Origin of the sequence: Vogesella mureinivorans (assembly GCF_007644035.1) — a bacterium.
In the GTDB taxonomy this organism is placed as follows: domain Bacteria; phylum Pseudomonadota; class Gammaproteobacteria; order Burkholderiales; family Chromobacteriaceae; genus Vogesella; species Vogesella mureinivorans.
This window is the reverse complement of record NZ_VMTV02000577.1, coordinates 226,811-248,116: the sequence shown is the minus strand read 5'-3', so window position 1 is coordinate 248,116 and position 21,306 is coordinate 226,811. Positions and strand designations below refer to the sequence as shown.

Below are 21,306 nucleotides of genomic sequence, written 5' to 3'. Positions count from 1 at the left end.
ATAACGAATAAAGTCTACATTTAAATGATGGTGCTCATGGGCGGAATTGAACCGCCGACCTCTCCCTTACCAAGGGAGTGCTCTACCCCTGAGCTACATGAGCTTCACATACAAACCATTCAACAACCTGGAGCGGGTGAAGGGAATCGAACCCTCGTCGTAAGCTTGGAAGGCTTCTGCTCTACCATTGAGCTACACCCGCCTACGATCCGGACGACTTCACAATCTTGCCGCCAAGATGCATAGCAACTGGTGGGGGGAGAAGGATTCGAACCTTCGAAGGCTGAGCCGTCAGATTTACAGTCTGATCCCTTTGACCGCTCGGGAATCCCCCCGTGAAGAAGCCCGAATAGTATAGACACCTTGATAGTGCGTCAATAGCTTTTTCGAGAATTTTTCTAAATTTCCAAGCAAAAGCCCCGCACTCGGCGGGGCTTTGTTGCGAATCAGTCACTTAGCCTCAGGCCTTGCCAGTGATGATCAGGTATTTTTTGTGCAGCTCTTCCTGGGTTTCCGGGCGATCCGGGTCCAGCGGGATGCAATCTACCGGACAGACTTGCTGGCACTGCGGCTCGTCATAGTGGCCAACGCACTGTGTGCACAGGTTCGGGTCGATCTGATAGATCTCCTCGCCCTGCGAAATCGCGTTATTCGGGCATTCCGGCTCGCAAACATCGCAGTTGATGCACTCGTCGGTAATAATCAAAGCCATAGTAATTTCCTCAAGTATTCCACATTGTGAATTCTGTCACTCACCCCTCGCACAAGCAAGTTCGCGGGGTTATATCTTTATTCGTGCGATTCCGCACGCAACAGCCACGAGTGCACTTTGCCCGCCCGTAAACTGCGTTCAACTTGCCATCCCGGAAAGTCGTATTGCTGCGGCGTTTCGATATAGAGCTTGCCACCTGGCGCCAGAATGGCGGCCAACTGCGGCAAGACCTGCTCAAGCAAGGCGCTCTGGTACGGCGGATCAACAAAGATCACGTCAAACTGCTCGCGACAGTTTTTTAGATACGCCAGCGCATCTTGCACCAGGATCTCGATTTCTGCGGCGGCCAACAGCTGCTTGTTCTTTTGCAGCACAGCCGCCACCGGGCGCATCTTTTCTACCAGCACCACACGTGGTGCCTCGCGCGATGCTGCCTCGAAACCCAGCGCACCACTGCCGGCAAACAGATCCAGGCAACGCTTGCCGTACAGCTCCTGCCCCAGCCAGTTGAACAGGGTTTCACGCACGCGATCCGGGGTTGGCCGCAAGCCCTCTGCTTCTGGCACATCCAGTAAGCGTCTACGGTATTTGCCACCAATGATACGAACCTTGTTGCGCTGCTGCGTCATGCATCCTCCTGAATTCAAGGGCAGAATTCTACATCGTCAACGCCGCGCCGTCCCAACTGTTGACACAGCCGTTCGTAGCCGGCTTATTCCTTATATATAGATTCTGGCGTTTTGCTATTTGTTACTACTTCATTCCCCCGTACATAGCAGTTTTAAGGCTACAATCTGGCTTTATTTTGTGCGCAGATTCCACAAGCATGTTCAGCTTCTTCAAGAAAAAGATCCCGCCAGCCGATACCGCCACCGCCGAACAGGTTGCGGAGCCCGTATCTATAGAACCCACAGCCCCAGCTACGGTACCCGCACCTGAGTTACCGGCAGTGACACCGGAGGCCGCACCCGCCCCCGCAGAAGCCCCGCGCAAAGCCAGCTGGACCGAGCGCCTGAAAGCCGGCCTGTCCAAAACACGAGACAAACTGGGTAAGCAGCTCGCCACGCTGTTTGGCGGCGGCAAGATCGATGAAGACCTGTACGAAGAGCTGGAAACCGTTCTGCTGACCGCAGACATGGGGGTGGATGCCACCAACCACCTACTGAAAGACGTGCGCGACCGCGTTAGCCTGAATGGGCTGAAAGACGCCAGCGAGCTGAAGGGCGCCCTGAAGTCGTCTCTGGGTGAGCTGATCGGCCCACTGGAGGTGCCGCTGGATACCGCGGGCAAGAAGCCTTTCGTGATCATGATGGTGGGCGTGAACGGCGCGGGCAAAACGACCTCTATCGGCAAGCTGGCGAAATACTTTCAGAGCCAGGGCAAGAGCGTGTTGCTGGCGGCCGGCGACACCTTCCGCGCCGCCGCCCGCGAGCAGCTGATGGCATGGGGCGAGCGCAATAACGTTACCGTGATTGCCCAGCAAAGCGGTGATGCAGCCGCCGTCTGTTACGACGCTATCCAAGCAGCAACGGCACGCGGTATCGATATCGTGCTGGCTGATACCGCAGGCCGCCTGCCAACGCAGCTGCACCTGATGGAAGAAATCAAGAAGGTGAAGCGCGTGATACAGAAAGCCATTCCGGATGGCCCGCACGAAGTCATGCTGGTGCTGGATGCCAATATCGGCCAGAACGCCATCAATCAGGTTATCGCGTTTGACGATGCCCTGGGGCTAACCGGCCTGGTGCTGACCAAGCTGGATGGCACGGCCAAAGGTGGCGTGATTGCCGCCATCGCCAAACAGCGCCCGGTGCCACTGCGCTTTATCGGCGTGGGTGAAAGCATTGATGATCTGCGCCCCTTCCAGGCTGGCCCGTATATCGACGCGTTGTTTGACTAGACCCCGCTGCTGCGGCCAACCTTTGCCCCTGATGAGGAGGCGCAATGATCCAGTTTGAACAGGTGAGCAAACGCTACCCGGGCGGGCACGATGCGCTCAAGAACCTGTCGTTCACGATAGATAGCGGCGAAATGCTGTTTCTGGCCGGCCACTCTGGCGCCGGTAAAAGCACGCTATTAAAGCTGATTTCCGGCATAGAGCGCGCCACCAGCGGCAATGTACTGGTGAACGACCAGAACCTGAGCCGCCTGCGCCCCAGCCAGCTGCCCTACGTGCGCCAGCATATCGGCATCGTATTCCAGGACCACAAGATTCTGTTCGACCGCAGCGTGTTCGATAATGTCATGCTGCCGCTGGACATCATCGGCTTTGACCGGCGCGATGCGGCACGCCGTGTGCGGGCCGCACTGGACAAAGTAGGCTTGCTGGGCAAAGAAAAAGTGATGCCGGTACGGCTGTCCGGCGGTGAGCAGCAGCGGCTGTGCATCGCCAGGGCGGTGGTGCACCGCCCTAGCATTCTGCTGGCCGACGAGCCTTCGGCCAACCTGGACCGCGCCTACGCGCTGGACATCATGGAATTGTTCAAATCCTTCCATCAGGTAGGCGTCACTGTCATCGTCTCGGCGCACGACGAAACGCTGATGGAAGACTATGGTCGCCGCATTATCCGCCTGCGCGAGGGCCAGTTTGCCTCATGAAACATTATTTCTACCTGCACTGGCAGGACGCCCGCCTGGCCCTGCTGAAAATGTTGCGCCAACCCATTGGCAGCCTGCTGAATCTGCTGATGCTGGCGATTGCCCTGTCGCTGCCGGTGTCGCTGTATCTGGCCGCCACCAGCGTGCAAGCCTGGGTGGGCAAGCTGACTGCCACCCCGCAAATTACGCTGTTCATGGAGTTATCAACCGAGCAAGCCGACCTGGCCGCCGTGCAAGCCAGCCTGCAGACCCACCCGCGGGTGGCCAGCTTCAGTTTCATCTCGAAAGAAGCCGCACTGCAGCAGCTGGAACAGCGCAGCGGCATGAGCGGCATTGGCGAAGGCCTGGGCAGCAACCCCCTGCCCCACGCTTTTGTGGTGCAGCCCAAAGCCGACGCCACGCCAGAAGCACTGGAAATGCTGCAACGCGAGCTTTCCGGCTTGCCGATGGTAGAACAGGCGCAGTTTGACGCAGCCTGGGCCAAACGCCTGCACGGCCTGCTAGAGCTGGCCATGCAGCTGGCGTGGTTCCTGGGTATCAGCTTTGGCTTGGCGCTGGTGCTGATAACCCACAACAGCATCCGCATGCAGATACTGGCCCGGCAGGAAGAGATCGAAGTGGCCAAACTGATTGGCGCGACCGACAGCTTTATCCGCCGCCCTTTCATGTACTACGCGGTGTGGCAAGGCCTGCTCAGCACCCTGTTCTGCTGGGCTCTGTGCAGTGTGTTTGTGGCGCAAGCCGCGCCCGCCTTGAATGGCTTTGCACAGCTATACAGTGAAAGCATTACCCTGCGCAGCCTGCTGCCAGGCGAACTGGCACTGTTGGCCGCCAGCAGTATTGCGCTGGGCATTGTGGGCGCCCGCCTGGCAGCAGGCCACTATCTGCGCCGACTGCGCGCCCGCTAAGCTGCTATCAACATCATAAATAAATGCCATCGCCGGGAACCTGAGCTCTTCTGGCACTCTCATACCGGGAGTGCTAAGATCAAGCTCAGGTTTCCACAAGGATAATCAGCGTATGACCACGATTGCTTTGCCCGTACTCTCTGCCAACGGCAGCCTGGAACAGTACATCCAGACCGTCAACAGCATTCCCATGCTCACGCCGGAAGAAGAGTTCGAGCTTGCCACGCGCCAGCAGGAACAAGGCGACCTGGAAGCAGCCAAACGGCTGGTGCTGTCGCACCTGCGCGTCGTGGTATCCATTGCCCGCGGCTACTCCGGCTATGGTCTGCCGCAAGCCGACCTGATTCAGGAAGGCAATATCGGCCTGATGAAAGCCGTAAAGCGCTTCGAGCCTACCCGCGGCGTGCGCTTGTTCTCGTTTGCCGTGCACTGGATCAAGGCCGAAATTCACGAATTCATCCTGCGCAACTGGCGCCTGGTGCGCATTGCCACCACCAAGCCACAGCGCAAGCTGTTCTTTAACCTGCGCAGCATGAAGCAGGGTTTTTCGGCGCTGTCCGAAAAAGAAGCGCAGTCTATCGCCGAACAGCTGGGCGTGAAGCCCGAAGAAGTACGCGAAATGGAAACGCGCATGAGCGGCCAGGATATGGCCCTGATGGCAGACGATGGCGACGACGAAGGTTTTGCCCCGATCGATTGGCTGGCCGACAGCCATCACGAGCCTACCCGCGCCATGGAACGCCACGCGCTGGACACCCTGCAAGGTGAGGGTATCGAGCAGGCACTGGCCACACTGGACCCGCGCAGCCGCCGCATTATCGAGGCACGCTGGCTGGCCGACGACAGCGGTGCCACGCTGCACGACCTGGCCGCCGAGTTTGGCGTGTCTGCCGAGCGTATCCGCCAGATCGAAGCCAAAGCACTGGGCAAGATGAAGGCTGCGCTCAGCCACGGTGTGGTAATCGACGCCTGATCTCCAGAGAGCCCAGCGAAACAAAGCCCGCTTGCATCACAAGCGGGCTTTTTCATGTGCAGCAGGCCACCTGACGGTGGCTTTGCTTTTGGGCTAACGATACTGCGGCGGTAATTTATCTGTCGCAGCCTGCGCCATCGCGCGCAGACGCGCCCACGCTGGCTCGTTTTCATCCAGCTCGGCCAGAAAATCGGGCGCATAGGTCGGAAAAGACGCCAAGGCCAGGCTAAAGGTATGCGCCGCCTTGTCCTGCTCGCCCGCCAGCGCTTCCATCTGCGCCTTGCGACGCAATACGTCCGGGTACGGCCGGAATGCTGCCATCCGCTCCAGCCAATGACGCTGCGTTTTCAAGGCCTGCGGCGTGGGCGTAATCACGTCATCCAGCAAGCCCAGCGCGTGCGAGGCAAACATAGGCTCATGGCGGATGATCTCTTCCAGTCGCTGCTGCTGGCGCTGGGTGGTGGGGTAATACAAGCCCTGCATCTCGCGATAACGCCAGCTACCGTAGGCCGCCAGCAGCAGCAAGGCTACAGCCAAGACGGCGTACACCGGTGCAACCCAGCCCACCGGTGCCTCATCTGCATCCGGTGCCAACGCCAGCATCATCACCAGCACAGCAGGAAAGTACAGGTACCACAGCGGGTACTCCAGCATGCTGTGGATCAGGGTGACGGCCATGATGGCCAGCGGTACCAGATGCACAGGCTCGACCCGGCGACTAAAGTAAGGCCAAGCCGCCCAGGCAAAGCCCAGCAGCGCACACAAGGTGCCAGCCAGGCCCATTTCGGCCAACAGCTGAAACACCAGATTATGGGCATTGGCAAACAGGCCGCTATTGATGCCGGCATTGGCAAACTGCGGCAGCATCTGCAAACGCACGCTCTCGGAGGCGTACTGATACCAGCCAAAGCCATAAGCCGGGTGTTCGATAAACACAATCCAGGCCTTGCCCCACTCGGCCAGACGCCGCGCGCCCATGCCATCGCTGTTTGCGGCCAACCTTTCCAAGCCACTGGCCGCCACTGGGCCGTGCAACAGTGGTGCCAACAGCTTCTCGCCCAGTGGCAGCGCAAACTGCATCGCTACCATCAGCGCCACCGCCAGCCACATCACACGCATCATCTTTGCCGACTGCGGCACCCGCAAACGCCAGTGCCACCAGCCCGCCATCACCGCCAGAGCAAAAGCATACAACAACACCGTGCGTGAACTGGCAAAGGCAATCGACAGCGATAGCCAGGCAATCGCCAGCCACAGCCGGCGCTGCGCCAGCTGGCCACTCGCCAGTAACCAGGCCGCTGCTACCACGCCCCAGGTCAGGTAATGCGCGTACTGGTTACGCTGGCCGATATGGCCGAACACATTGGTCGTGGGGTGGCTGCTGTCGTAAAACAGCACGCCACCCATAGCCTGCGCCAAGCCGGTGACTTGTGCCAAGCCAATCAGCGACTGCAACAGCGTACCAATCAGGATGGCCTGGCACAAAAAGGTAATCAGTGCCGCAGCTCCCCAGCGCACGCGCAAGCGCACCACGGCTAGCGCCAAGACCGACAGCGCCACGAAAGCCAGCGCCGTCGCTTGGTTCAAGCCTGGAAAGAGCACCGGCACAAACCATGGCTGCAGCGCCCACACCAGCGCCATGATCATCATCCAGATGCTGGCACGGGGCCAGGGCACAGGCGTTGCCGGTAACAGCAAACTCACCAAAGCAGCGCAGCAGACTACCGTGATTTCACCCCACCACTGCGGCAAGGGCAGAAAGTGGAAACGCGACAGAAAAGGAAAAATAGTGATCGCGGCCAACAATAAGGCGGCGATACGGACACGCTTGGTGTCAGCCATCAGAAAAGCAGACATGAATCACGCTCACCGGCGCTAGCAAAGGCCGAAGCATAGCCGATGCCAGGCTGGCGAGCAAAAACAGCTAGTTAAAGTGCGGCAACAGCGGCGGGCGCACTGGCAGACCCGCCGTCACCTGGCGTACCAGGGCTGCATCGCCCTGGCGCTGTTGTGTTACAGCACCCATGGCCGCTTTATCCAGCAGCGACTGCAAACGGGTATCGCCGCTACTGGCAATGACCATGGCACAGCGCGGCGCATCTGACGGGTAAGCCGCCTGCAGCATACGCAGGCTATCTTGCGCCCCACCCGGCTGGCCAGACCACTGGCGCAACATGGCCAGCTTGCACAGCAACATGGGGTAAGGCCGGTAGGCGACCAGTTCCTCGTGATGGCGCAGCTTGATCGCCAGCTGGCTGGGCGACGGCACCAGGAAGTTGCTCAGCATCAGTTCGGACTCGAAGCGCCAGAACGGGTTAGCCGACAGGCTGATCAGCTGTTCGATCTGCTGCTGGTTCTGTTTGATATCACGCGTCGGGTTCTGGCTACCCACCAGCAGCGGGAACACCATCGCACCCTTCACCACATACAACAACGTGGCTACGCCCAGAATCATCACCCCTACCCTGCGCATGCTGGCACGCAAAGCCAGCTCCACACCCGCTTTCGGCGACAAAGCCAGCACCACAAAGAAAGCAAAGGTAAACGGCAAGTACCACAGCGGGTATTCAAACATGGAATGCCCCAGCGTAATGGCACCCATCAACAGCAGGAAAGCATTCTCAGCCGTGGCGTGCTGGCGCTGCAGATAAGGCCACAGCGCCCCCGCTACCACCGCTGCGGCCAACAATGTTGCCGGCACGCCGGTTTCTGCGGCCAACTGCGTGATCAGATTATGGCTATGGGTAAACAGGCTGCTTTCCGGCACTTTGGTCAAACCGCCAAAGGTCTCCAGCCACACCGACTGGTAGCCGTAGCCGCCATAGCCGGTGCCCAGCCAAGGGTAAGCCTGCACGATCTCCCAGCATTTGGCCCACTCCACGCGGCGGCGCGCGCCGAAACCGGCCTCCCCGATACGATCCAGACCAGAGCCGATATCCAGACCAAACAGCCACTGCGCCACCGGCTTGCCAGCAAACTGAAAAAACACCACAACGGCGGCGGCCCACAGCAAGGCTTTACCCATATGCAACTGCGGTGCACGGCGCTGCCACAGCACGCCGGCCAAAGCCATTGCCCCGGCATAAGCCAACGGCAAGCGCCCGCCAGACCAGGCCGCGAGCAAGGCCAGAAAAACGACAGCAAGCGCCGCCAGCATCGCTGGCAAGCGCTGCCGGCTCCACAGGTAGGCAGCCGCCACCACACCCCAGCTCAACACATGGGCAAACTGGTTGCGCTGGCCAGTATTCCCCATCACGATCCGCTCGCTAAATACTAGCCAGCCATTGGCCAAAGGCGCCCAGCCAGCAATTTGTGCTACGCCAATCAACGCTTGCAGCACGGCCCCCGCCAGCACCGCAAAAGCCAGCCAACCCACCAGGCGCTCCCGCCCCAGGTGCTGTTGCAGCGCCGCCAGCAGGCAGGCACCCAATGCGGCCAACAGTACCGCAAACAGTTCGAACGGCAGCATGCCTGCGCTGTGCTGCTGGTAGCGCCACAAGCTGCCTAGCCATAACAGCAACCACCACAGGGCAAAACCCGGCAAGAACCAGGGTACCGTGGTAAAGCGGGCTTGATCACGCCGCGCCTGCCAGCTGGCCAGTAGCAAGGGAACCGCTACCAGCGCCAGCGTCAGCGCGTTCGTCCACCAATCCTGCACCGGGCTATAGCGGGCAAAATTCAGCAGCGGCAGGATGTAGACCAGCAATAAGGGAAACAGTACAAAGGTGGGGGCCATGGCTTACACAATGAAAAAAGGAGTGTTTGCACACTCCTTTTTGAAGTTACTCTAGATTACTGACGGCAATTAGACGGACGGTACTTAGCATCAACAGTACCAGCCGAGCAGCTCCAGACGATAGCGCCACCACTAGCAGTACCTTGCAGAATCAAGGTGTTATTAGTCGAATCTACTTTGCTGTTGTAGGTCACAGTGATTTGCGATGCGTTTACCGCAACTCCAGTTACTGCATTACCTGTGATAGCAGTCGAAGAAGCTAAACCTGCAGATGCATTAGTCGTAGGCCACGCATTGTTAGTCGAGAAGTACTCAGAGACAGCAGTCTTAGCACCTGCCGCCAGGCTCAAACCTTCCGACACGTGGGCACGCTTGGTGTAATCCTGGTAAGCCGGGATAGCGATGGCAGCCAGAATACCGATGATGGCCACAACAATCATCAGTTCGATCAGGGTAAAGCCCTGTTGTACGCGTTTCATAATGAACACTCCATGGTTGTATGCAAGGCTTGGCCTTGGTGGGTTACAGCTACTTAATTACGGCAGTTGGATGGCAACAGCCGTGTCAAATCATTATCGCCACTGCACACCCAACGGTAACTGCCGGAGGCGGTGGTTTGCGGTGCCAGCCACACGTGGGCACCGCTGAAAATCTTGCTGCTGACTTCTACGCTAATCACACTTACCGAGCCAGAAGCCTGTACATCCAGCCGGGCAATACTGCTGCCACGCGAGGCAGTGGCATCGGCAATACCGGCACTGGCGTTGCTGGCTGGCCAGCTGCCGTTGGCCGCATGGTATTCCTCTACCGCAGTTTTCGCTGCGCTGGCGGCGACCAGCACTTCGCTGATGTAAGCGCGACGCGTGTAATCCTGGTAGGCCGGGATGGCGATGGCTGCCAGAATACCGATGATGGCTACCACGATCATCAGCTCTATCAAGGTAAAGCCGGATTGTAATTTTTGCATAACTTGCTCGCTGTGCACCGTGTCGGCACTGGTAACAGCAAGATGCGGGCCAATATAGCAACCGCCATGCCAACGGCCTGAAAAGATGTGATATAGCCTGTTATCAAGCACTTGCCGCCACAACACCAGCCTGCTTGCGATGCCGCATTGGGCCTTTTTTTGTCATAAGTGACAATTTTTGTCAGTTCGATAGGCCAGATACAGACGTGTTAGCATCTGGCTCACTTCACTGTTCAGGCCTCATCATGACGCAACACTCCCAGGACTGGCTGGCCCGCAGCCGCGCCGCTGTATGGCACCCTTGCACCCAGATGAAACGCCACGAAACCCTGCCTATCGTGCCCATCGCGCGGGCGGATGGTATCTGGCTGGAGGATTTCGACGGCAAGCGTTATATCGATGCGGTCAGTTCCTGGTGGGTGAACCTGTTTGGCCACAACCAGCCGCGTATCAAGCAGGCCATCAAAGACCAGTTGGACACGCTGGAACACGTGATCCTGGCGGGCTTTACCCACCAGCCGGTGGTGGAGCTGTCAGAAAAACTGGCCGCCCTCTCCGGCCTGGGGCACGCGTTTTATGGCTCGGATGGGGCCAGCGCGACGGAAATCGCCTTGAAGATGAGCTTTCACTACTGGCGCAATGTCGGGCAAAGCGGCAAGCAGCGTTTTGTCAGCCTGGAAAACAGCTACCACGGTGAAACCGCCGGCGCACTGGCGGTAACCGATGTACCGCTGTTCTCTACCACCTACGCCCCGCTGCTGAAAGAAAACTACCGCGTACCCTGCCCGGACAGCAGGTTGGCCGCAGACGGTGAAAGCGCAGAAGACGTGGCCCTGCGCGCCGCGGATGCCCTGGCCGCCTTGCTGCACGAAAAACACCACGAGATCGCCGCCCTGATCGTCGAGCCGCTGGTACAAGGCGCAGCGGGGATGGCCATGTACCACCCGGTCTACCTGCAGCGCGCCCGCGCCCTGTGCGACCAGTACCAGGTGCACCTGATCGCCGATGAAATCGCGGTAGGCTTTGGCCGTACCGGCACGCTGTTTGCCTACCAGCAGGCCGGCATCACGCCGGATTTCCTGTGCCTGTCGAAAGGCATTACCGGCGGCTACCTGCCGCTGTCGTGCGTACTCACGACCGATACCGTCTATAACGCCTTTTACGACGACGATGTCACCCGTGGCTTTCTGCACTCGCACAGCTACACCGGCAATGCCCTGGCTTGTCGTGCAGCGCTCACTGTTTTGGCTATCTTTGAAGAAGAAGCCGTGCTGGCACGTAACCGGGATACCGCGGCCAACTTCACCCGCCACCTGGCACCCGTGGCAGCCCATCCGGCCGTACGACACTTCCGCCAGCAGGGCATGATCTGGGCGTTTGATGTGGCCTGCGAGCGGCCAGACTTTGCCGTGGCATTTTTCAGCGGCATGCTGGCACGCGGCTGCCTGGTCAGGCCGATCGGTAAAACGGTGTACTTCATGCCGCCTTACATTATCGAGGAGGCACACATGTTGCAGCTGGTAGACAGCACCTGTGCCGTATTGGGCGAACTATTGGCAGGCAATACAGCTTCTGGCCGGCCTGACAGCCCATTGCCATAAATGTTACTAGCGGTACTGCTGCATATTTCAATATACTTTCGTCATTAATGAGGGAGTAGTACCGTTTTCTGATGCTGAATCTGTCGCTCAACACGCCACACCTCGACCCGGTTATGGTCATGTGTGACCCCGACCAGCTAGAGGCCTGGCTTCACCACCTGCCTTATGCCCAGCCTTTTGACTGCGCACAGCTGATCCGCGACGCCCTGGCACAGCTGAACTGCATCAAGCTGCCCCCTGCCAGCCGCTTGCAGCTACTGCGGCTTTATCTGCTGGCACAAGACAAGCTGCTGCCAGTGCTGGAGGCCGAAGCCCGCCCTGGTGACCTCACAAGCTTCAGCAAGGCACGCCGGGCGGCGCTGCTGGCGCAACATCTGTCCATCCTGATCCACAACGGTTTCAAGCGTGTACTGCTGGACCGCAGCCAGGAACATGGCCTATTTGCGCTAGACCGGCACAAGCTCGAAGCACTGAACCTCACCATGCTCAGTGCCCGCCAGCTTGCTTTGCTGTATGCCCGCACCTACACGCCGCTTCCGGCAGGCTTCTGGCACGATTGCCACCAGATCTTTCTTTACGTATTGCAACAGGGCTGGGACAGCAAGGCGCTGAACGATAAGGAAGACAGCCTGGGCTCGCTGTATCGCCAGCTGCTACTGCTAGGGCTTACCGCCAGCAACCGCATGGAGCCAGCGCTGATTGATTACACCCTGCTGCTGATACGCAAGTACGCAAAATGCCTGCACCTGGTGCAGGTAGACCGCCTGCCCGAGCGGCACGGCGCATTTCTGTACCAGCCAGAAGCAGACAGCCCGCCGCGCTTTCACAGCGAGCTGCCCCCCGGCCAGGCCGCACCACACTGCTGGGTTATCGATACCCAGGCGCTACAGCACGAGCTGCTGGAAAAGCTGCTCAGCCTGCAGCGCCTGGCGCAAAACCACAGCGAAGACACCCTGCTGGCCGAGGAAATCCGCCGCGTGCTGCGCCTGATGGAAGCCTGGCAAAGCGCACCGCAGCGCCGCCATACCCGCCACGACAGCCAGCAACAGGTCGAGCTGGTTACCCTGCTACCCACCTGCTGGTTTATTGCCAACCAGGCCAGCTGGGACTTTGCCACCCCACCAGAGCACATGCCGCCGGTGCTGGCAGCCAAACAGGATAGTGTAGAAATACATAGCCCGGACGACATGGCGCCGCCCGCGGCCAAGCCTGCCCGGCCACTGCCCGCCGCACCGGCCAGCATTACCATGCAAAACCTGAGTGCCTCGGGCATGTTGCTGCGCGGCGAATCGCCCCAGCACCCGCTGCGCACCGGCGAGCTGGCCATGCTGCGCCTACCGGGCAAACTATGGCACCTGGCGGTCATACGCTGGGTCAACCTGCGCGGCGAAGGCATGGAAGCGGAATGCGGCCTGGAACAGCTGGGCCCGCTGCCCCACGCCGTCATGCTGATGCCGGTGATTACCCACCCCAACGACCACTTCCAGATGGCGCTACACCTGCCGGCACTGCCACGCAGCGGCCGCCCCGCCATGCTGGTGATCCCGGGGCGTCAATACCAGAAGCTGCGCGAGTTCCGCATGCTGACCGCGCAGGGCGAGCAGCTGATACGCACCACCACGCTCGACTCGCAAACCGCCTACTACCAGTTTGTGGAATATCGCCCCAGCAGCGACTTCTGACGCAGCGCACCATCCGCACGGAATGCGTTACACTGGTACTCCGTTTTTTGTCGAACAGGAAGCAGTACGGATGCAATCGGTGATTCATACCGCCACGCGCATCGTGGTGAAAGTAGGCTCCAGCCTGGTAACCAACGACGGCAAAGGCCTGGACCACGGCGCACTGGCGCGCTGGGCCGCCGAAATTGCCGAGCTGCGCCGCCGTGGCAAACAAGTGGTGCTGGTTTCCAGCGGCGCCATCGCCGAAGGCTGCCAGCGCCTGGGCTGGGCCAAGCGCCCCAAGGCCGTGCACGAACTGCAAGCCGCCGCCGCCGTGGGCCAGATGGGCCTGTGCCAGGCGTATGAAAGCGCCTTCCGCGAATACGGCCTGCAAACCGCCCAGGTACTGCTGACCCACGAAGACCTGTCCGACCGCCTGCGTTACCTCAATGCGCGCACCACGCTGTCCACCCTGCTCACGCTGGGCGTGGTCCCCATCATCAACGAGAACGACACCGTGGTGACCAGCGAGATCCGCTTTGGCGATAACGACACGCTGGGCGCGCTGGTGACCAACCTGATCGAGGCCGACGCGCTGGTGATTCTTACCGACCAGCGTGGCCTGTACAGCGCCGACCCGCGCAAAGACCCCGACGCCGAATTCATCCACGATGCCGAAGCCGGCAACCCGGCACTGGAAGCCATGGCCGGTGGTGCCGGCTCCAGCGTGGGCACCGGCGGCATGTACACCAAGATCATCGCCGCCAAACGCGCCGCGCGCAGCGGCGCCGCCACCGTGATTGCCAGCGGCCGCGAAGCCAGCGTGCTGTCGCGCTTGGCCGATGGCGAAGCCATCGGTACCCAGCTGAACGCCCCTACCACCCGCCTGGCCGCACGCAAGCAGTGGCTGGCCGACCACCTGCAGCTGTCCGGCAAGCTGGTACTGGATGCCGGTGCCGCGCTGGCGGTACGCGAAAAGGGCACCAGCCTGCTGCCCGTGGGGGTAGTAGCGGTAGAAGGCAGCTTCCTGCGTGGCGATGCCGTGGCCTGTGTGGACGAGCAAGGCCAAGAGGTATCACGCGGCCTGGTGAACTACAGCTCGGAAGAAGCGCGCCTGATCATGCGCAAAGCCACGCGCGACATCGAAAGCGTGCTGGGCTATCTGGTGGAGCCGGAGCTGGTACACCGAGACAATATGGTCACGCTGTAAACGCGTGTGGCGGGCCGTTGCGGCCAACCCTGATGCCGTCCCCCGCCCCGGTGGACGGCATTTTTCATGGCCGTCGCTACAAGCTGTCCACATCCTGCAAATAGGCCTCGGCCTGCGCCAGCAGTGCCTGGCGCGCACCCTCGTCCATCTTGCGCCAGCTGGCGTAGGGCATGGCCAAGCGCGGGTTGGCCGCCAGCACCGCCTCGTGCCGTGCCAGAAAATGCCAGTACAGGCTGTTGAACGGGCAGGCAGCGGGGCCGGTTTTCTGCTTCACCGCATAACGGCAATGCGCACAGTGGTCGCCCATGCGCGACAGGTAGGCGCCGCCGGACACATACGGCTTGCTGGCCATGAAGCCGCCATCCGCCCACTGGCTCATGCCGCGGGTATTGGGCTGCTCCACCCACTCGAAGGCATCGATGTAAATACCCAGATACCAGGCGTCTACCTCGTCCGGGTCACAGCCCAGTAGCAGCGCGATATTGCCGGTGACCATCAGGCGCTGGATATGGTGGGCATAGGCGTGCTGCAGGCTGCCGCGCACCGCCTGCGCCACGCAGGCCATGCCGGTATCGCCATCCCAGAACCAGCGCGGTAGTGGCCGGCGGTGCTGCAGCGCGTTGACGCTGCCAAAATCCGACCGTGCCCAGTACACGCCGCGCACGTATTCGCGCCAGCCCAGAATCTGGCGGATAAAGCCTTCCACGCTGGCCAGCGGTAGCGTCGGGTCGCTGCGCCAGGCGGCCTCGGCGGCCAGCACCACCTCGTGCGGTGACAGCATTTTGGTATTCAGCGCAAAGCTGAGCCCGCTGTGAAACAGCCAGGCCTCGCCGTGCACCAGCGCGTCCTGATAGCGGCCAAAATGGCGCAGCCGCTGCTGGATGAAGTCCGCCAGCCAGGCGCGGGCCTCGCGCCGGGTCAGCGGCCACGGTAGTGCACCGGCCTGCGGCTCGCCCAACGTCGGCACACCGGCATCGACAATCTCCTGCCACAATGCCGACAAGTCGTGTGCGGCAAACGGCCAGGCGGCCAACGCCACCTCGCCGAGGTAGGGCTCGCGGTTGGCCGCATCGTAGTTCCACTGCCCGCCTTCCGGCTTGCCAGCGGAGTCCAGCAACACGCCGTGCTGCTGCCGCATGCGGCGGTAGAAGGTTTCCATGCGCCAGCCCTTGCTGCCGAACAGCCGCGCCGCTTCGTCACGCGTGGTGTAGAAGTGCTCGCTGTCCACTTGCACGAGCGGCAGGCCCAGCTGCTGCGGCAGGGCGGCCAGCAGCGCGTCCACCCGGCGCTCGTCGGCCTGCTGGCAGGCCAGGCTGCTGGCGCCATACTGTGCAGCCAGCCACGCCAGGTTGGCCGCAAAATCGTGCTGGTTGGCCGCATCGCCAATGCGCAGGTAATGCACGCGGTGGCCGGCGGCCTGCAGCGCGTTGGCAAAGCCGCGCATGGCGGCAAACAGCGCCAGCACTTTCTGCGCGTGGTGGCGCACGTAGCCGGCTTCGCTACGGGTTTCCATCAGCACGTACACCACGTCGTCGCGGCGTTCGCGGTACCAGCTGTGGGCAGCGTTAAGCTGGTCGCCCAGAATCAGGCGCAGTTGCATGGCAGGCTCCAAAACAAACGGCCCGCCTGCGTGGCGAGCCGTGTGGTAACGAATAACAGGGCTTACACCGCGTCGTCGTCTTCCTTGCGCTGGCGGCGCTGGTCTCGCGTGCTTTCGGCAACCCGCACGATCACGTAAGCCACCATGGCGCACAGAAAGAACAGCAACATCACCCACGAAATCTGCGACAGCGTATCGATCACGGTGCGGTAGATTTCGATAGTCCAGCGCGGGCCGGTCAGCTCGATGGTCTGCTCGCGGCCGGTTTGCAGGTATTTCTGGATCTCATACGTGCTGACACCGCCGGACACACCTACCACCACAATGGCAAAGCTCATGTATTTGCGCCAGGCGTCGGCCAGCTCCGGCCCGATGATGCTTTTGAGGATTTTCAGCACGGCGTCGCTGAAAAAGCGCGCCACCAGCACAGACGTCAGCAGCGCGACGCCCAGAGTGACGATGAGCAAGGCGTAAAACATGGTTTCTCCCTTTTGGTATGCCTATGGTTGGCTTGGCTGCATTCTACGCCGTAGCGGGCCCGGCCAGCAAAACGGCGAAGCGGCGCAGCAGGCTGGCCGCCTCGGGCGTGGGGCAAACCTGCTGCGCCAGCTGTGGCGGCTGCAGGCCGGCTTTTTCCAGCGCGGGCGCCGCCAGCTGGATGAAGTGGCGGGTGGAGTCTGCGTCGAATTCCGGGTGAAACTGCAGGCCCCAGGTATTGCCCAGGCGAAAAGCGTGGTGCGGCTCCATCTCGTTGCTGGCCAATAGCGTGGCGCCGGGCGGCAGGCGCAGCACGGTTTGCCAATGAAACGCGTTGGCCGCAAAGCGTGGCGGCAGGCCGCCTAGCAGCGGGTCGGCCGCGGCGTGCTCGTGGCGCTGGATTTGCACCGAGCCCACCTCCGGCCCCTGCGGGTGGTAGCCCACCTCGCCGCCCAGCGCATGCGCCAGCAGCTGGTGGCCAAAGCAGATGCCCAGCAACGGCAGCTGCGCGGCGTGCGCCTCGCGTAGCCAGGCCGCCGTGGCCTCGCTCCACGGCAGGCGGTCGCTGACCATGGCCAGCGAGCCGGTGATCACCGCCCCGGCCACCTGCTCTACCGGTGGCAGCGTCTCGCCCGCGGCTACCCACACCACGCGCCAGCTGCCAGGCTGCTCGCCCATTTCGCGCACGATCCAGTCTTCAAAACGCCCGCGGCTATCGCGCACCGGGGTGCCTGGCTCACCAGTCTTGATGATCAGTTTCTGCTTCATGCTTACTCTTTTACCGGCAGGCCGAAATGCATGTACGCCAGCGCGGTAGCCATACGGCCACGCGGGGTACGCTGCAGGTAGCCCTGCTGGATCAGATAGGGTTCGATCACGTCTTCGATGGTGTCGGTAGATTCGCCAATGGCCGCGCCCACGTTGTCCAGGCCTACCGGCCCGCCACCGAATTTGTCCAGTATGGCTTGAAGCAATTTGCGGTCCATCACGTCCAGCCCGGCCGGGTCCACGTCCAGCATGGCCAGCGCCGCGTCTGCCACCTGCGCGCTCACAATGCCATTGGCGCGCACCTCGGCGTAATCGCGCACGCGGCGCAGCAGGCGGTTGGCAATACGCGGCGTACCCCGGCTGCGGCGCGCGACTTCGAAGGCGCCGTCGTCGGCCAGCTCCACGTTCAGCAGGCCGGCCGAACGGCTGACAATCCGCGTCAGCTCTTCAGCGGTGTAAAACTCCAGCCGCGCCACAATGCCGAAGCGGTCGCGCAGCGGGTTGGTGAGCATACCGGCGCGGGTGGTGGCGCCGATCAGTGTGAACGGCGGCAGGTCGATTTTTACCGAGCGCGCGGCCGGGCCTTCGCCGATCATGATATCGATCTGGTAATCCTCCAGCGCCGGGTAGAGGATTTCCTCCACCACCGGGCTCAGGCGGTGGATTTCGTCGATGAACAGCACGTCGTGCGGTTCCAGATTGGTCAGCAGCGCGGCCAGGTCGCCGGCGCGCTCCAGCACGGGGCCGCTGGTCTGGCGCAGGTTCACGCCCATCTCGCGCGCCACAATGTGCGCCAGCGTAGTCTTGCCCAGGCCCGGCGGGCCGAACAGCAACACGTGGTCCAGCGCCTCGCCGCGTTTTTTGGCGGCCTCGATGAAGATTTCCAGCTGCTCGCGCGCCTTTTTCTGGCCCACGTACTCGTCCAGCATCTTGGGGCGCAGCGCGCGCTCCAACACCTCTTCCTGCTCGGAAGCACGCTGCGGGGTAACAATGCGGCGCTCGGGCGCGCCGCCGATCAGGTTATCGGTCTGGATCATGACGAAGTCGCTAACAGGCAATAAGCTGATGTTACCACCGCATGGCAGCGCCCTGCGTGCGGCCAACGTTGGCCGTGGCAAGGTCGCCGCGCCAGGTAGTCCAGTGTGGCCGCCTGGCGGGGTGCAGTTACGGTTGCACAGGCTTGTCCAGGCGTTCGGCAAGGGCCGCAGCCAGCTGGGCTTTGTCCACTACCCGCGCCGCCAGCGCCCTGGCTTCGGTGCGCTGCGCCTCGCTCATCTGGCTGTCAATCCTTTGCTGGTAAAAGATCGAGTCCCCGTCGGCATACATCAACACGGCCAAGGCGTAGGCCATCGGCAGGTCTTGCGCCACGTGATCGCCAGCGTGGAACAGCTCGCGCAAGGTCTTCATGGCATCTTCGTACTTGTTCAACGCTGCCTGCCGGTACCAGCTCAGCATCTGGCGCTCGTCACGTGCTACCCCCCAACCGTAACGATAGATGCGCGCCAACTCGTACTGGGCTGCGGCATTCCCTTGCTGGGCCGCCCGCTGATACCACAACTGCGCCTGGCGGGCGTGGTAGGGGTCTTTCTCACGCAGCTCGGCATGGGTTTCCGCCAGCGCCCGCATTGGAAATAACCAATCGTTTTGGGCTGCCAGACGCCACCAGTACAGCGCCTGGTCCACATCGCGCGGCACCCCGTCGCCCAGAAAGTAGCTGACCCCCAGGTTGTACTGGCTGACAAAGCTGTCAGCGCGGGCTGCCTGTTGCCACAACGCAAGCCCGGCGGCCGGGTCCCGCAATGACACCGGGCCGTACTGGTAGATCGCACCCAGGTTGTCCATGGCAGGGACGTTACCCTGCGCGGCAGCAGCCCGATACCAGCGAACCGCTTCCGGCAAATCTACCGGCCCGCCCTGCCCGGAATGCAGCATCATGGCCAGCATCCACTGTGCTACGGCATCACCGGCTGCTGCGCGGGCCGGCAGCCCGCGCCGGACAGCTGGGCTTGCCTTCGGCGTAAAGAACAAATTGCCAAAACGGCCATTCAACATCACACCACCGTCCACCCGCTCAAGGGCCAACCAGCGCGCTAGCCGTGGCTGTTGCGGCTCTCTGTCAATAATCACACGCACGAAATCTGCGGCGATCTCGTTGCCTTCCGCTGCTGCCGTCTCAAAATACTGCTGTGCTTGTGCGTAATCTTGCCGCTGGTAAGCCTGCATGCCGCCAGCCAAATCTGCCCAAGCGGGCAAGGCCAGCCAGCACAGCCCCAAGGCCAGCCATCGCCATAGCCGCATATCAGCGCCCGCCCTTGCGGCCGCCGCCGTTGCCCGGCTTCAGGCGGATGGACACGCCGCCACGGCCGCTGCTGGCTTTGTGCACGTCGAACCAGCCGGATTTCACCACCAGGTCGGACAGCTTGGCAAAGCCGTAATTACGCGGGTCGAAGTCCGGCATCCACTGCCCCAGCAAGCTGCCTACGCCGCCCAGGTCGGCCCAGCCTTCGTCGTCGTCCATGCTTTCGATGCCTTTCTGGAACTGCGCACGCAGCTTTTTATCCAGCGGGCGCAGCACGCGGCTGGCCTGGGCTGCTTTGCCCGAGCTGGCGGCTTCTTCTTTGCCGCCGGCGTCGTCTACCTTGGCGGCCACATCGTCCAGCGCCAGCACTTCCACGTAGACGAACTTGCTGCAGGCGTTCACAAAGGCGCCGGGGGTTTTCTCTTCGCCAAAGCCCCACACTTCCAGCCCGTCTTCGCGCAGGCGGGTGGCCAGGCGCGAAAAATCGCTGTCGCTGGAGACCAGGCAAAAGCTGTGGTAGCGGCCGGAGTGCAGCATGTCCATGGCGTCGATCACCAGGGTGATGTCGGACGCGTTCTTGCCCTTGGTATTGGGAAACTGCTGTATCGGGTGGATGGCAAAGCGCGCGCACAGGTCGCGCCAGGCTTTGTCGTGGCGGCTGAAATCACCGTACACGCGCTTGAGCGCCAGCACGCCAAGCTTGCCGGCTTCTTCCAGCACGTCTTCTATCCAGGCGGGCGACACATTGTCGGCGTCGATCAATACGGCTACGTTGGCCATGGGGTGTCCTTGCAGGTTAAAGATGAATGCCTAGCGGCCGCCGGCCACGTCCAGCATATGGCCGGTGGTAAACGAGGCTTCGTCGGACAGCAGCCACAAGATGGCAGCCGCTACTTCTTCGGGTTGGCCGCCACGCTGCAGCGGTATGCCGGCCTTGACGCGATCCACGCGGCCGGGCTCGCCGCCGTCGGCGTGCATGTCGGTGTAGATAAAACCGGGGCGCACACCGTTGACGCGTATGCCCTCGGCCGCCACTTCTTTGGCCAGGCCCAGCGTCAGCGTATCCAGCGCGCCCTTGCTGGCGGCGTAGTCTACGTACTCGCCGGGCGAACCCAGCCGCGCGGCCGCCGACGACACATTGACGATGGCACCGCCCTGCCCGCCCCGGCGGGTGGACAAACGCCGCACCGCCTCGCGGCAGCACAGCAGCGGCCCCAGCACATTGGTGGCCAGCATGCGCTGCCAGCGCGCCACGTCCATCTCGACCAGCGGCATTTGCGGGGCCAGTACGCCGGCGTTGTTCACCAGTGCCGACAGCGGCCCCAGCGCGGCTTCGGTGTCGGCAAACAGGCGCAGCACTGCCGCCTCATCCGCCACATCGCCCGCCAGTGCCACGGCGCGGCCGCCCTCGGCGCGGATGGTGTCCACCACCGCCTGCGCGGCGTCAGCCTGGCGATGGTAGTTCACCGCTACCGCCCAGCCACGGCGTGCGGCCAAGCTGGCGGTAGCCGCGCCAATGCCACGGCTGGCACCGGTAATCAGCAGCACTTTCTGCATGGTGGGTCCTAGGGCCTGTTAACACTATTTATTGCTGCGGCGCAGGCTCGAGAAGTTTTCCAATGCCAGGCGGAGGGCGATGCGCTGGGTGGTTCCCAGCGCAAGTCCGACAACGCCGCAGTGGGAAGCTTATCGGGCCTGCCCTTCGGGGCGCGCGCCATGCGGGGCACTGCTTTGTCAAACCGTGCTGGCAGGGATCGCCCTGCTGCGCCCGGTTTTTCGCGCATTGCCGCCGCCTG

21 protein-coding genes and 3 tRNA genes are annotated in these 21,306 nt (G+C 61.8%); 8 read left to right on the top strand and 16 right to left on the bottom strand.

The genetic code is table 11. The features are described 5' to 3' along the window. Positions 1–28: 28 nt before the first annotated feature. The 5 genes from FLQ44_RS15775 to rsmD all read right to left on the bottom strand — a co-directional run bounded on the left by FLQ44_RS15775 (position 29) and on the right by rsmD (position 1,341). Positions 29–103, bottom strand: a tRNA-Thr gene (locus FLQ44_RS15775). A gap of 25 nt (positions 104–128) precedes the next feature. Continuing rightward, positions 129–202, bottom strand: a tRNA-Gly gene (locus tag FLQ44_RS15770). 48 nt (positions 203–250) lie between these two features. Continuing rightward, positions 251–335, bottom strand: a tRNA-Tyr gene (locus tag FLQ44_RS15765). A 125-nt stretch (positions 336–460) separates the two neighbouring features. Further along, entirely contained in the window at positions 461–712 is a 252-nt protein-coding gene (locus FLQ44_RS15760) for a YfhL family 4Fe-4S dicluster ferredoxin (protein ID WP_017507390.1), read from the bottom strand. A 77-nt stretch (positions 713–789) separates the two neighbouring features. After that, on the bottom strand, positions 790–1,341 hold the full coding sequence (rsmD, locus tag FLQ44_RS15755) for a 16S rRNA (guanine(966)-N(2))-methyltransferase RsmD (RefSeq protein WP_147695187.1): 552 nt from the start codon (positions 1,339–1,341) through the stop codon (positions 790–792). A gap of 197 nt (positions 1,342–1,538) precedes the next feature. Between rsmD and ftsY the strand changes: the two genes are divergently transcribed. From ftsY to rpoH, 4 genes are all read left to right on the top strand, one after another. Next, entirely contained in the window at positions 1,539–2,612 is a 1,074-nt protein-coding gene (gene ftsY, locus FLQ44_RS15750) for a signal recognition particle-docking protein FtsY (RefSeq protein WP_147695186.1), read from the top strand. A 44-nt stretch (positions 2,613–2,656) separates the two neighbouring features. Then, the gene (gene ftsE / locus FLQ44_RS15745; RefSeq protein ID WP_017507393.1) at positions 2,657–3,310 is read left to right on the top strand and encodes a cell division ATP-binding protein FtsE; all 654 of its coding nucleotides are present in this window, start codon (positions 2,657–2,659) and stop codon (positions 3,308–3,310) included. Further along, positions 3,307–4,218: a permease-like cell division protein FtsX gene (ftsX, locus tag FLQ44_RS15740; RefSeq protein WP_147695185.1), complete on the top strand. Its 912-nt coding sequence runs from the start codon at positions 3,307–3,309 to the stop codon at positions 4,216–4,218. The genes ftsE and ftsX overlap by 4 nt, the downstream gene beginning before the upstream one ends. 112 nt (positions 4,219–4,330) lie before the next feature. Continuing rightward, positions 4,331–5,191, top strand: coding sequence for an RNA polymerase sigma factor RpoH (gene rpoH / locus FLQ44_RS15735; protein WP_147695184.1), 861 nt, complete (start codon positions 4,331–4,333; stop codon positions 5,189–5,191). Between the two features lie 93 nt (positions 5,192–5,284). Here rpoH and FLQ44_RS15730 read toward each other — a convergent pair whose 3' ends face one another. Further along, positions 5,285–6,832: a PglL family O-oligosaccharyltransferase gene (locus FLQ44_RS15730; protein WP_240801303.1), complete on the bottom strand. Its 1,548-nt coding sequence runs from the start codon at positions 6,830–6,832 to the stop codon at positions 5,285–5,287. Here FLQ44_RS15730 and FLQ44_RS24435 point away from each other — a divergent pair. Then, the gene (locus FLQ44_RS24435) at positions 6,831–7,070 is read left to right on the top strand and encodes a hypothetical protein (protein WP_240801302.1); all 240 of its coding nucleotides are present in this window, start codon (positions 6,831–6,833) and stop codon (positions 7,068–7,070) included. The two genes, FLQ44_RS15730 and FLQ44_RS24435, sit on opposite strands and share 2 nt — an antisense overlap. Positions 7,071–7,115: 45 nt before the next feature. Here the strand turns inward: FLQ44_RS24435 and FLQ44_RS15725 are convergent, their stop codons facing one another. From FLQ44_RS15725 to FLQ44_RS24630, 3 genes are read right to left on the bottom strand one after another with little or no spacing between them, the layout of a single operon-like run. After that, complete coding sequence (locus tag FLQ44_RS15725) at positions 7,116–8,927, bottom strand: PglL family O-oligosaccharyltransferase (RefSeq protein WP_170252997.1); 1,812 nt, start codon at positions 8,925–8,927, stop codon at positions 7,116–7,118. Positions 8,928–8,983: 56 nt separating this feature from the next. Next, positions 8,984–9,406 carry a pilin gene (locus tag FLQ44_RS15715; protein ID WP_147695180.1) on the bottom strand — a complete coding sequence of 141 codons (423 nt, stop codon included), beginning with the start codon at positions 9,404–9,406 and terminating at the stop codon, positions 8,984–8,986. A gap of 53 nt (positions 9,407–9,459) precedes the next feature. Next, a complete protein-coding gene (locus FLQ44_RS24630) occupies positions 9,460–9,894 on the bottom strand; it encodes a pilin (protein WP_147695179.1) in 435 nt (144 codons plus the stop codon). 245 nt (positions 9,895–10,139) lie between these two features. Here FLQ44_RS24630 and bioA point away from each other — a divergent pair, with 245 nt between their 5' ends. The 3 genes from bioA to proB all read left to right on the top strand — a co-directional run bounded on the left by bioA (position 10,140) and on the right by proB (position 14,366). Then, positions 10,140–11,495 (top strand): adenosylmethionine--8-amino-7-oxononanoate transaminase, encoded by a 1,356-nt coding sequence (gene bioA / locus FLQ44_RS15705; RefSeq protein ID WP_147695178.1) that lies wholly within the window; start codon positions 10,140–10,142, stop codon positions 11,493–11,495. Positions 11,496–11,614: 119 nt separating this feature from the next. Further along, on the top strand, positions 11,615–13,177 hold the full coding sequence (locus tag FLQ44_RS15700) for a cyclic-di-GMP receptor FimW-related protein (RefSeq protein WP_147695177.1): 1,563 nt from the start codon (positions 11,615–11,617) through the stop codon (positions 13,175–13,177). A 70-nt stretch (positions 13,178–13,247) separates the two neighbouring features. After that, entirely contained in the window at positions 13,248–14,366 is a 1,119-nt protein-coding gene (gene proB / locus FLQ44_RS15695) for a glutamate 5-kinase (protein WP_147695176.1), read from the top strand. A gap of 76 nt (positions 14,367–14,442) precedes the next feature. Here the strand turns inward: proB and FLQ44_RS15690 are convergent, their stop codons facing one another. The 7 genes from FLQ44_RS15690 to FLQ44_RS15660 form a co-directional block, all read right to left on the bottom strand. Next, positions 14,443–15,966, bottom strand: a complete 1,524-nt coding sequence (locus tag FLQ44_RS15690; RefSeq protein ID WP_147695175.1) for a cryptochrome/photolyase family protein — start codon at positions 15,964–15,966, stop codon at positions 14,443–14,445. A gap of 62 nt (positions 15,967–16,028) precedes the next feature. Then, a complete protein-coding gene (locus FLQ44_RS15685; protein ID WP_147688080.1) occupies positions 16,029–16,445 on the bottom strand; it encodes a hypothetical protein in 417 nt (138 codons plus the stop codon). Positions 16,446–16,488: 43 nt separating this feature from the next. Then, complete coding sequence (locus tag FLQ44_RS15680; protein WP_147695174.1) at positions 16,489–17,211, bottom strand: glutamine amidotransferase; 723 nt, start codon at positions 17,209–17,211, stop codon at positions 16,489–16,491. A gap of 2 nt (positions 17,212–17,213) precedes the next feature. Next, positions 17,214–18,248, bottom strand: a complete 1,035-nt coding sequence (ruvB, locus tag FLQ44_RS15675) for a Holliday junction branch migration DNA helicase RuvB (protein WP_147695173.1) — start codon at positions 18,246–18,248, stop codon at positions 17,214–17,216. A 127-nt stretch (positions 18,249–18,375) separates the two neighbouring features. Then, entirely contained in the window at positions 18,376–19,434 is a 1,059-nt protein-coding gene (locus FLQ44_RS15670) for a tetratricopeptide repeat protein (RefSeq protein ID WP_170252996.1), read from the bottom strand. A gap of 76 nt (positions 19,435–19,510) precedes the next feature. Then, positions 19,511–20,290, bottom strand: coding sequence for an NYN domain-containing protein (locus tag FLQ44_RS15665; protein ID WP_147695171.1), 780 nt, complete (start codon positions 20,288–20,290; stop codon positions 19,511–19,513). Positions 20,291–20,320: 30 nt separating this feature from the next. Further along, entirely contained in the window at positions 20,321–21,067 is a 747-nt protein-coding gene (locus FLQ44_RS15660; protein WP_147695170.1) for an SDR family oxidoreductase, read from the bottom strand. Positions 21,068–21,306 lie beyond the last annotated feature (239 nt).

Excerpts from the sequence above, each read along its gene's own strand:
- ftsY (WP_147695186.1), top strand. The coding sequence starts at position 1,539 with ATGTTCAGCTTCTTCAAGAAAAAGATCCCGCCAGCCGATACCGCCACC.
- FLQ44_RS15715 (WP_147695180.1), bottom strand. The coding sequence starts at position 9,406 with ATGAAACGCGTACAACAGGGCTTTACCCTGATCGAACTGATGATTGTT.
- FLQ44_RS15660 (WP_147695170.1), bottom strand. The coding sequence starts at position 21,067 with ATGCAGAAAGTGCTGCTGATTACCGGTGCCAGCCGTGGCATTGGCGCG.
- FLQ44_RS24435 (WP_240801302.1), top strand. The coding sequence starts at position 6,831 with ATGATCATCATCCAGATGCTGGCACGGGGCCAGGGCACAGGCGTTGCC.
- FLQ44_RS15760 (WP_017507390.1), bottom strand. The coding sequence starts at position 712 with ATGGCTTTGATTATTACCGACGAGTGCATCAACTGCGATGTTTGCGAG.
- FLQ44_RS15665 (WP_147695171.1), bottom strand. The coding sequence starts at position 20,290 with ATGGCCAACGTAGCCGTATTGATCGACGCCGACAATGTGTCGCCCGCC.
- FLQ44_RS15685 (WP_147688080.1), bottom strand. The coding sequence starts at position 16,445 with ATGTTTTACGCCTTGCTCATCGTCACTCTGGGCGTCGCGCTGCTGACG.
- FLQ44_RS15670 (WP_170252996.1), bottom strand. The coding sequence starts at position 19,434 with ATGCAGGCTTACCAGCGGCAAGATTACGCACAAGCACAGCAGTATTTT.
- rpoH (WP_147695184.1), top strand. The coding sequence starts at position 4,331 with ATGACCACGATTGCTTTGCCCGTACTCTCTGCCAACGGCAGCCTGGAA.
- FLQ44_RS15690 (WP_147695175.1), bottom strand. The coding sequence starts at position 15,966 with ATGCAACTGCGCCTGATTCTGGGCGACCAGCTTAACGCTGCCCACAGC.
- FLQ44_RS15730 (WP_240801303.1), bottom strand. The coding sequence starts at position 6,832 with ATGGCGCTGGTGTGGGCGCTGCAGCCATGGTTTGTGCCGGTGCTCTTT.
- FLQ44_RS15680 (WP_147695174.1), bottom strand. The coding sequence starts at position 17,211 with ATGAAGCAGAAACTGATCATCAAGACTGGTGAGCCAGGCACCCCGGTG.
- proB (WP_147695176.1), top strand. The coding sequence starts at position 13,248 with ATGCAATCGGTGATTCATACCGCCACGCGCATCGTGGTGAAAGTAGGC.
- FLQ44_RS24630 (WP_147695179.1), bottom strand. The coding sequence starts at position 9,894 with ATGCAAAAATTACAATCCGGCTTTACCTTGATAGAGCTGATGATCGTG.
- ruvB (WP_147695173.1), bottom strand. The coding sequence starts at position 18,248 with ATGATCCAGACCGATAACCTGATCGGCGGCGCGCCCGAGCGCCGCATT.
- FLQ44_RS15725 (WP_170252997.1), bottom strand. The coding sequence starts at position 8,927 with ATGGCCCCCACCTTTGTACTGTTTCCCTTATTGCTGGTCTACATCCTG.
- rsmD (WP_147695187.1), bottom strand. The coding sequence starts at position 1,341 with ATGACGCAGCAGCGCAACAAGGTTCGTATCATTGGTGGCAAATACCGT.
- ftsE (WP_017507393.1), top strand. The coding sequence starts at position 2,657 with ATGATCCAGTTTGAACAGGTGAGCAAACGCTACCCGGGCGGGCACGAT.
- bioA (WP_147695178.1), top strand. The coding sequence starts at position 10,140 with ATGACGCAACACTCCCAGGACTGGCTGGCCCGCAGCCGCGCCGCTGTA.
- ftsX (WP_147695185.1), top strand. The coding sequence starts at position 3,307 with ATGAAACATTATTTCTACCTGCACTGGCAGGACGCCCGCCTGGCCCTG.
- FLQ44_RS15700 (WP_147695177.1), top strand. The coding sequence starts at position 11,615 with ATGTGTGACCCCGACCAGCTAGAGGCCTGGCTTCACCACCTGCCTTAT.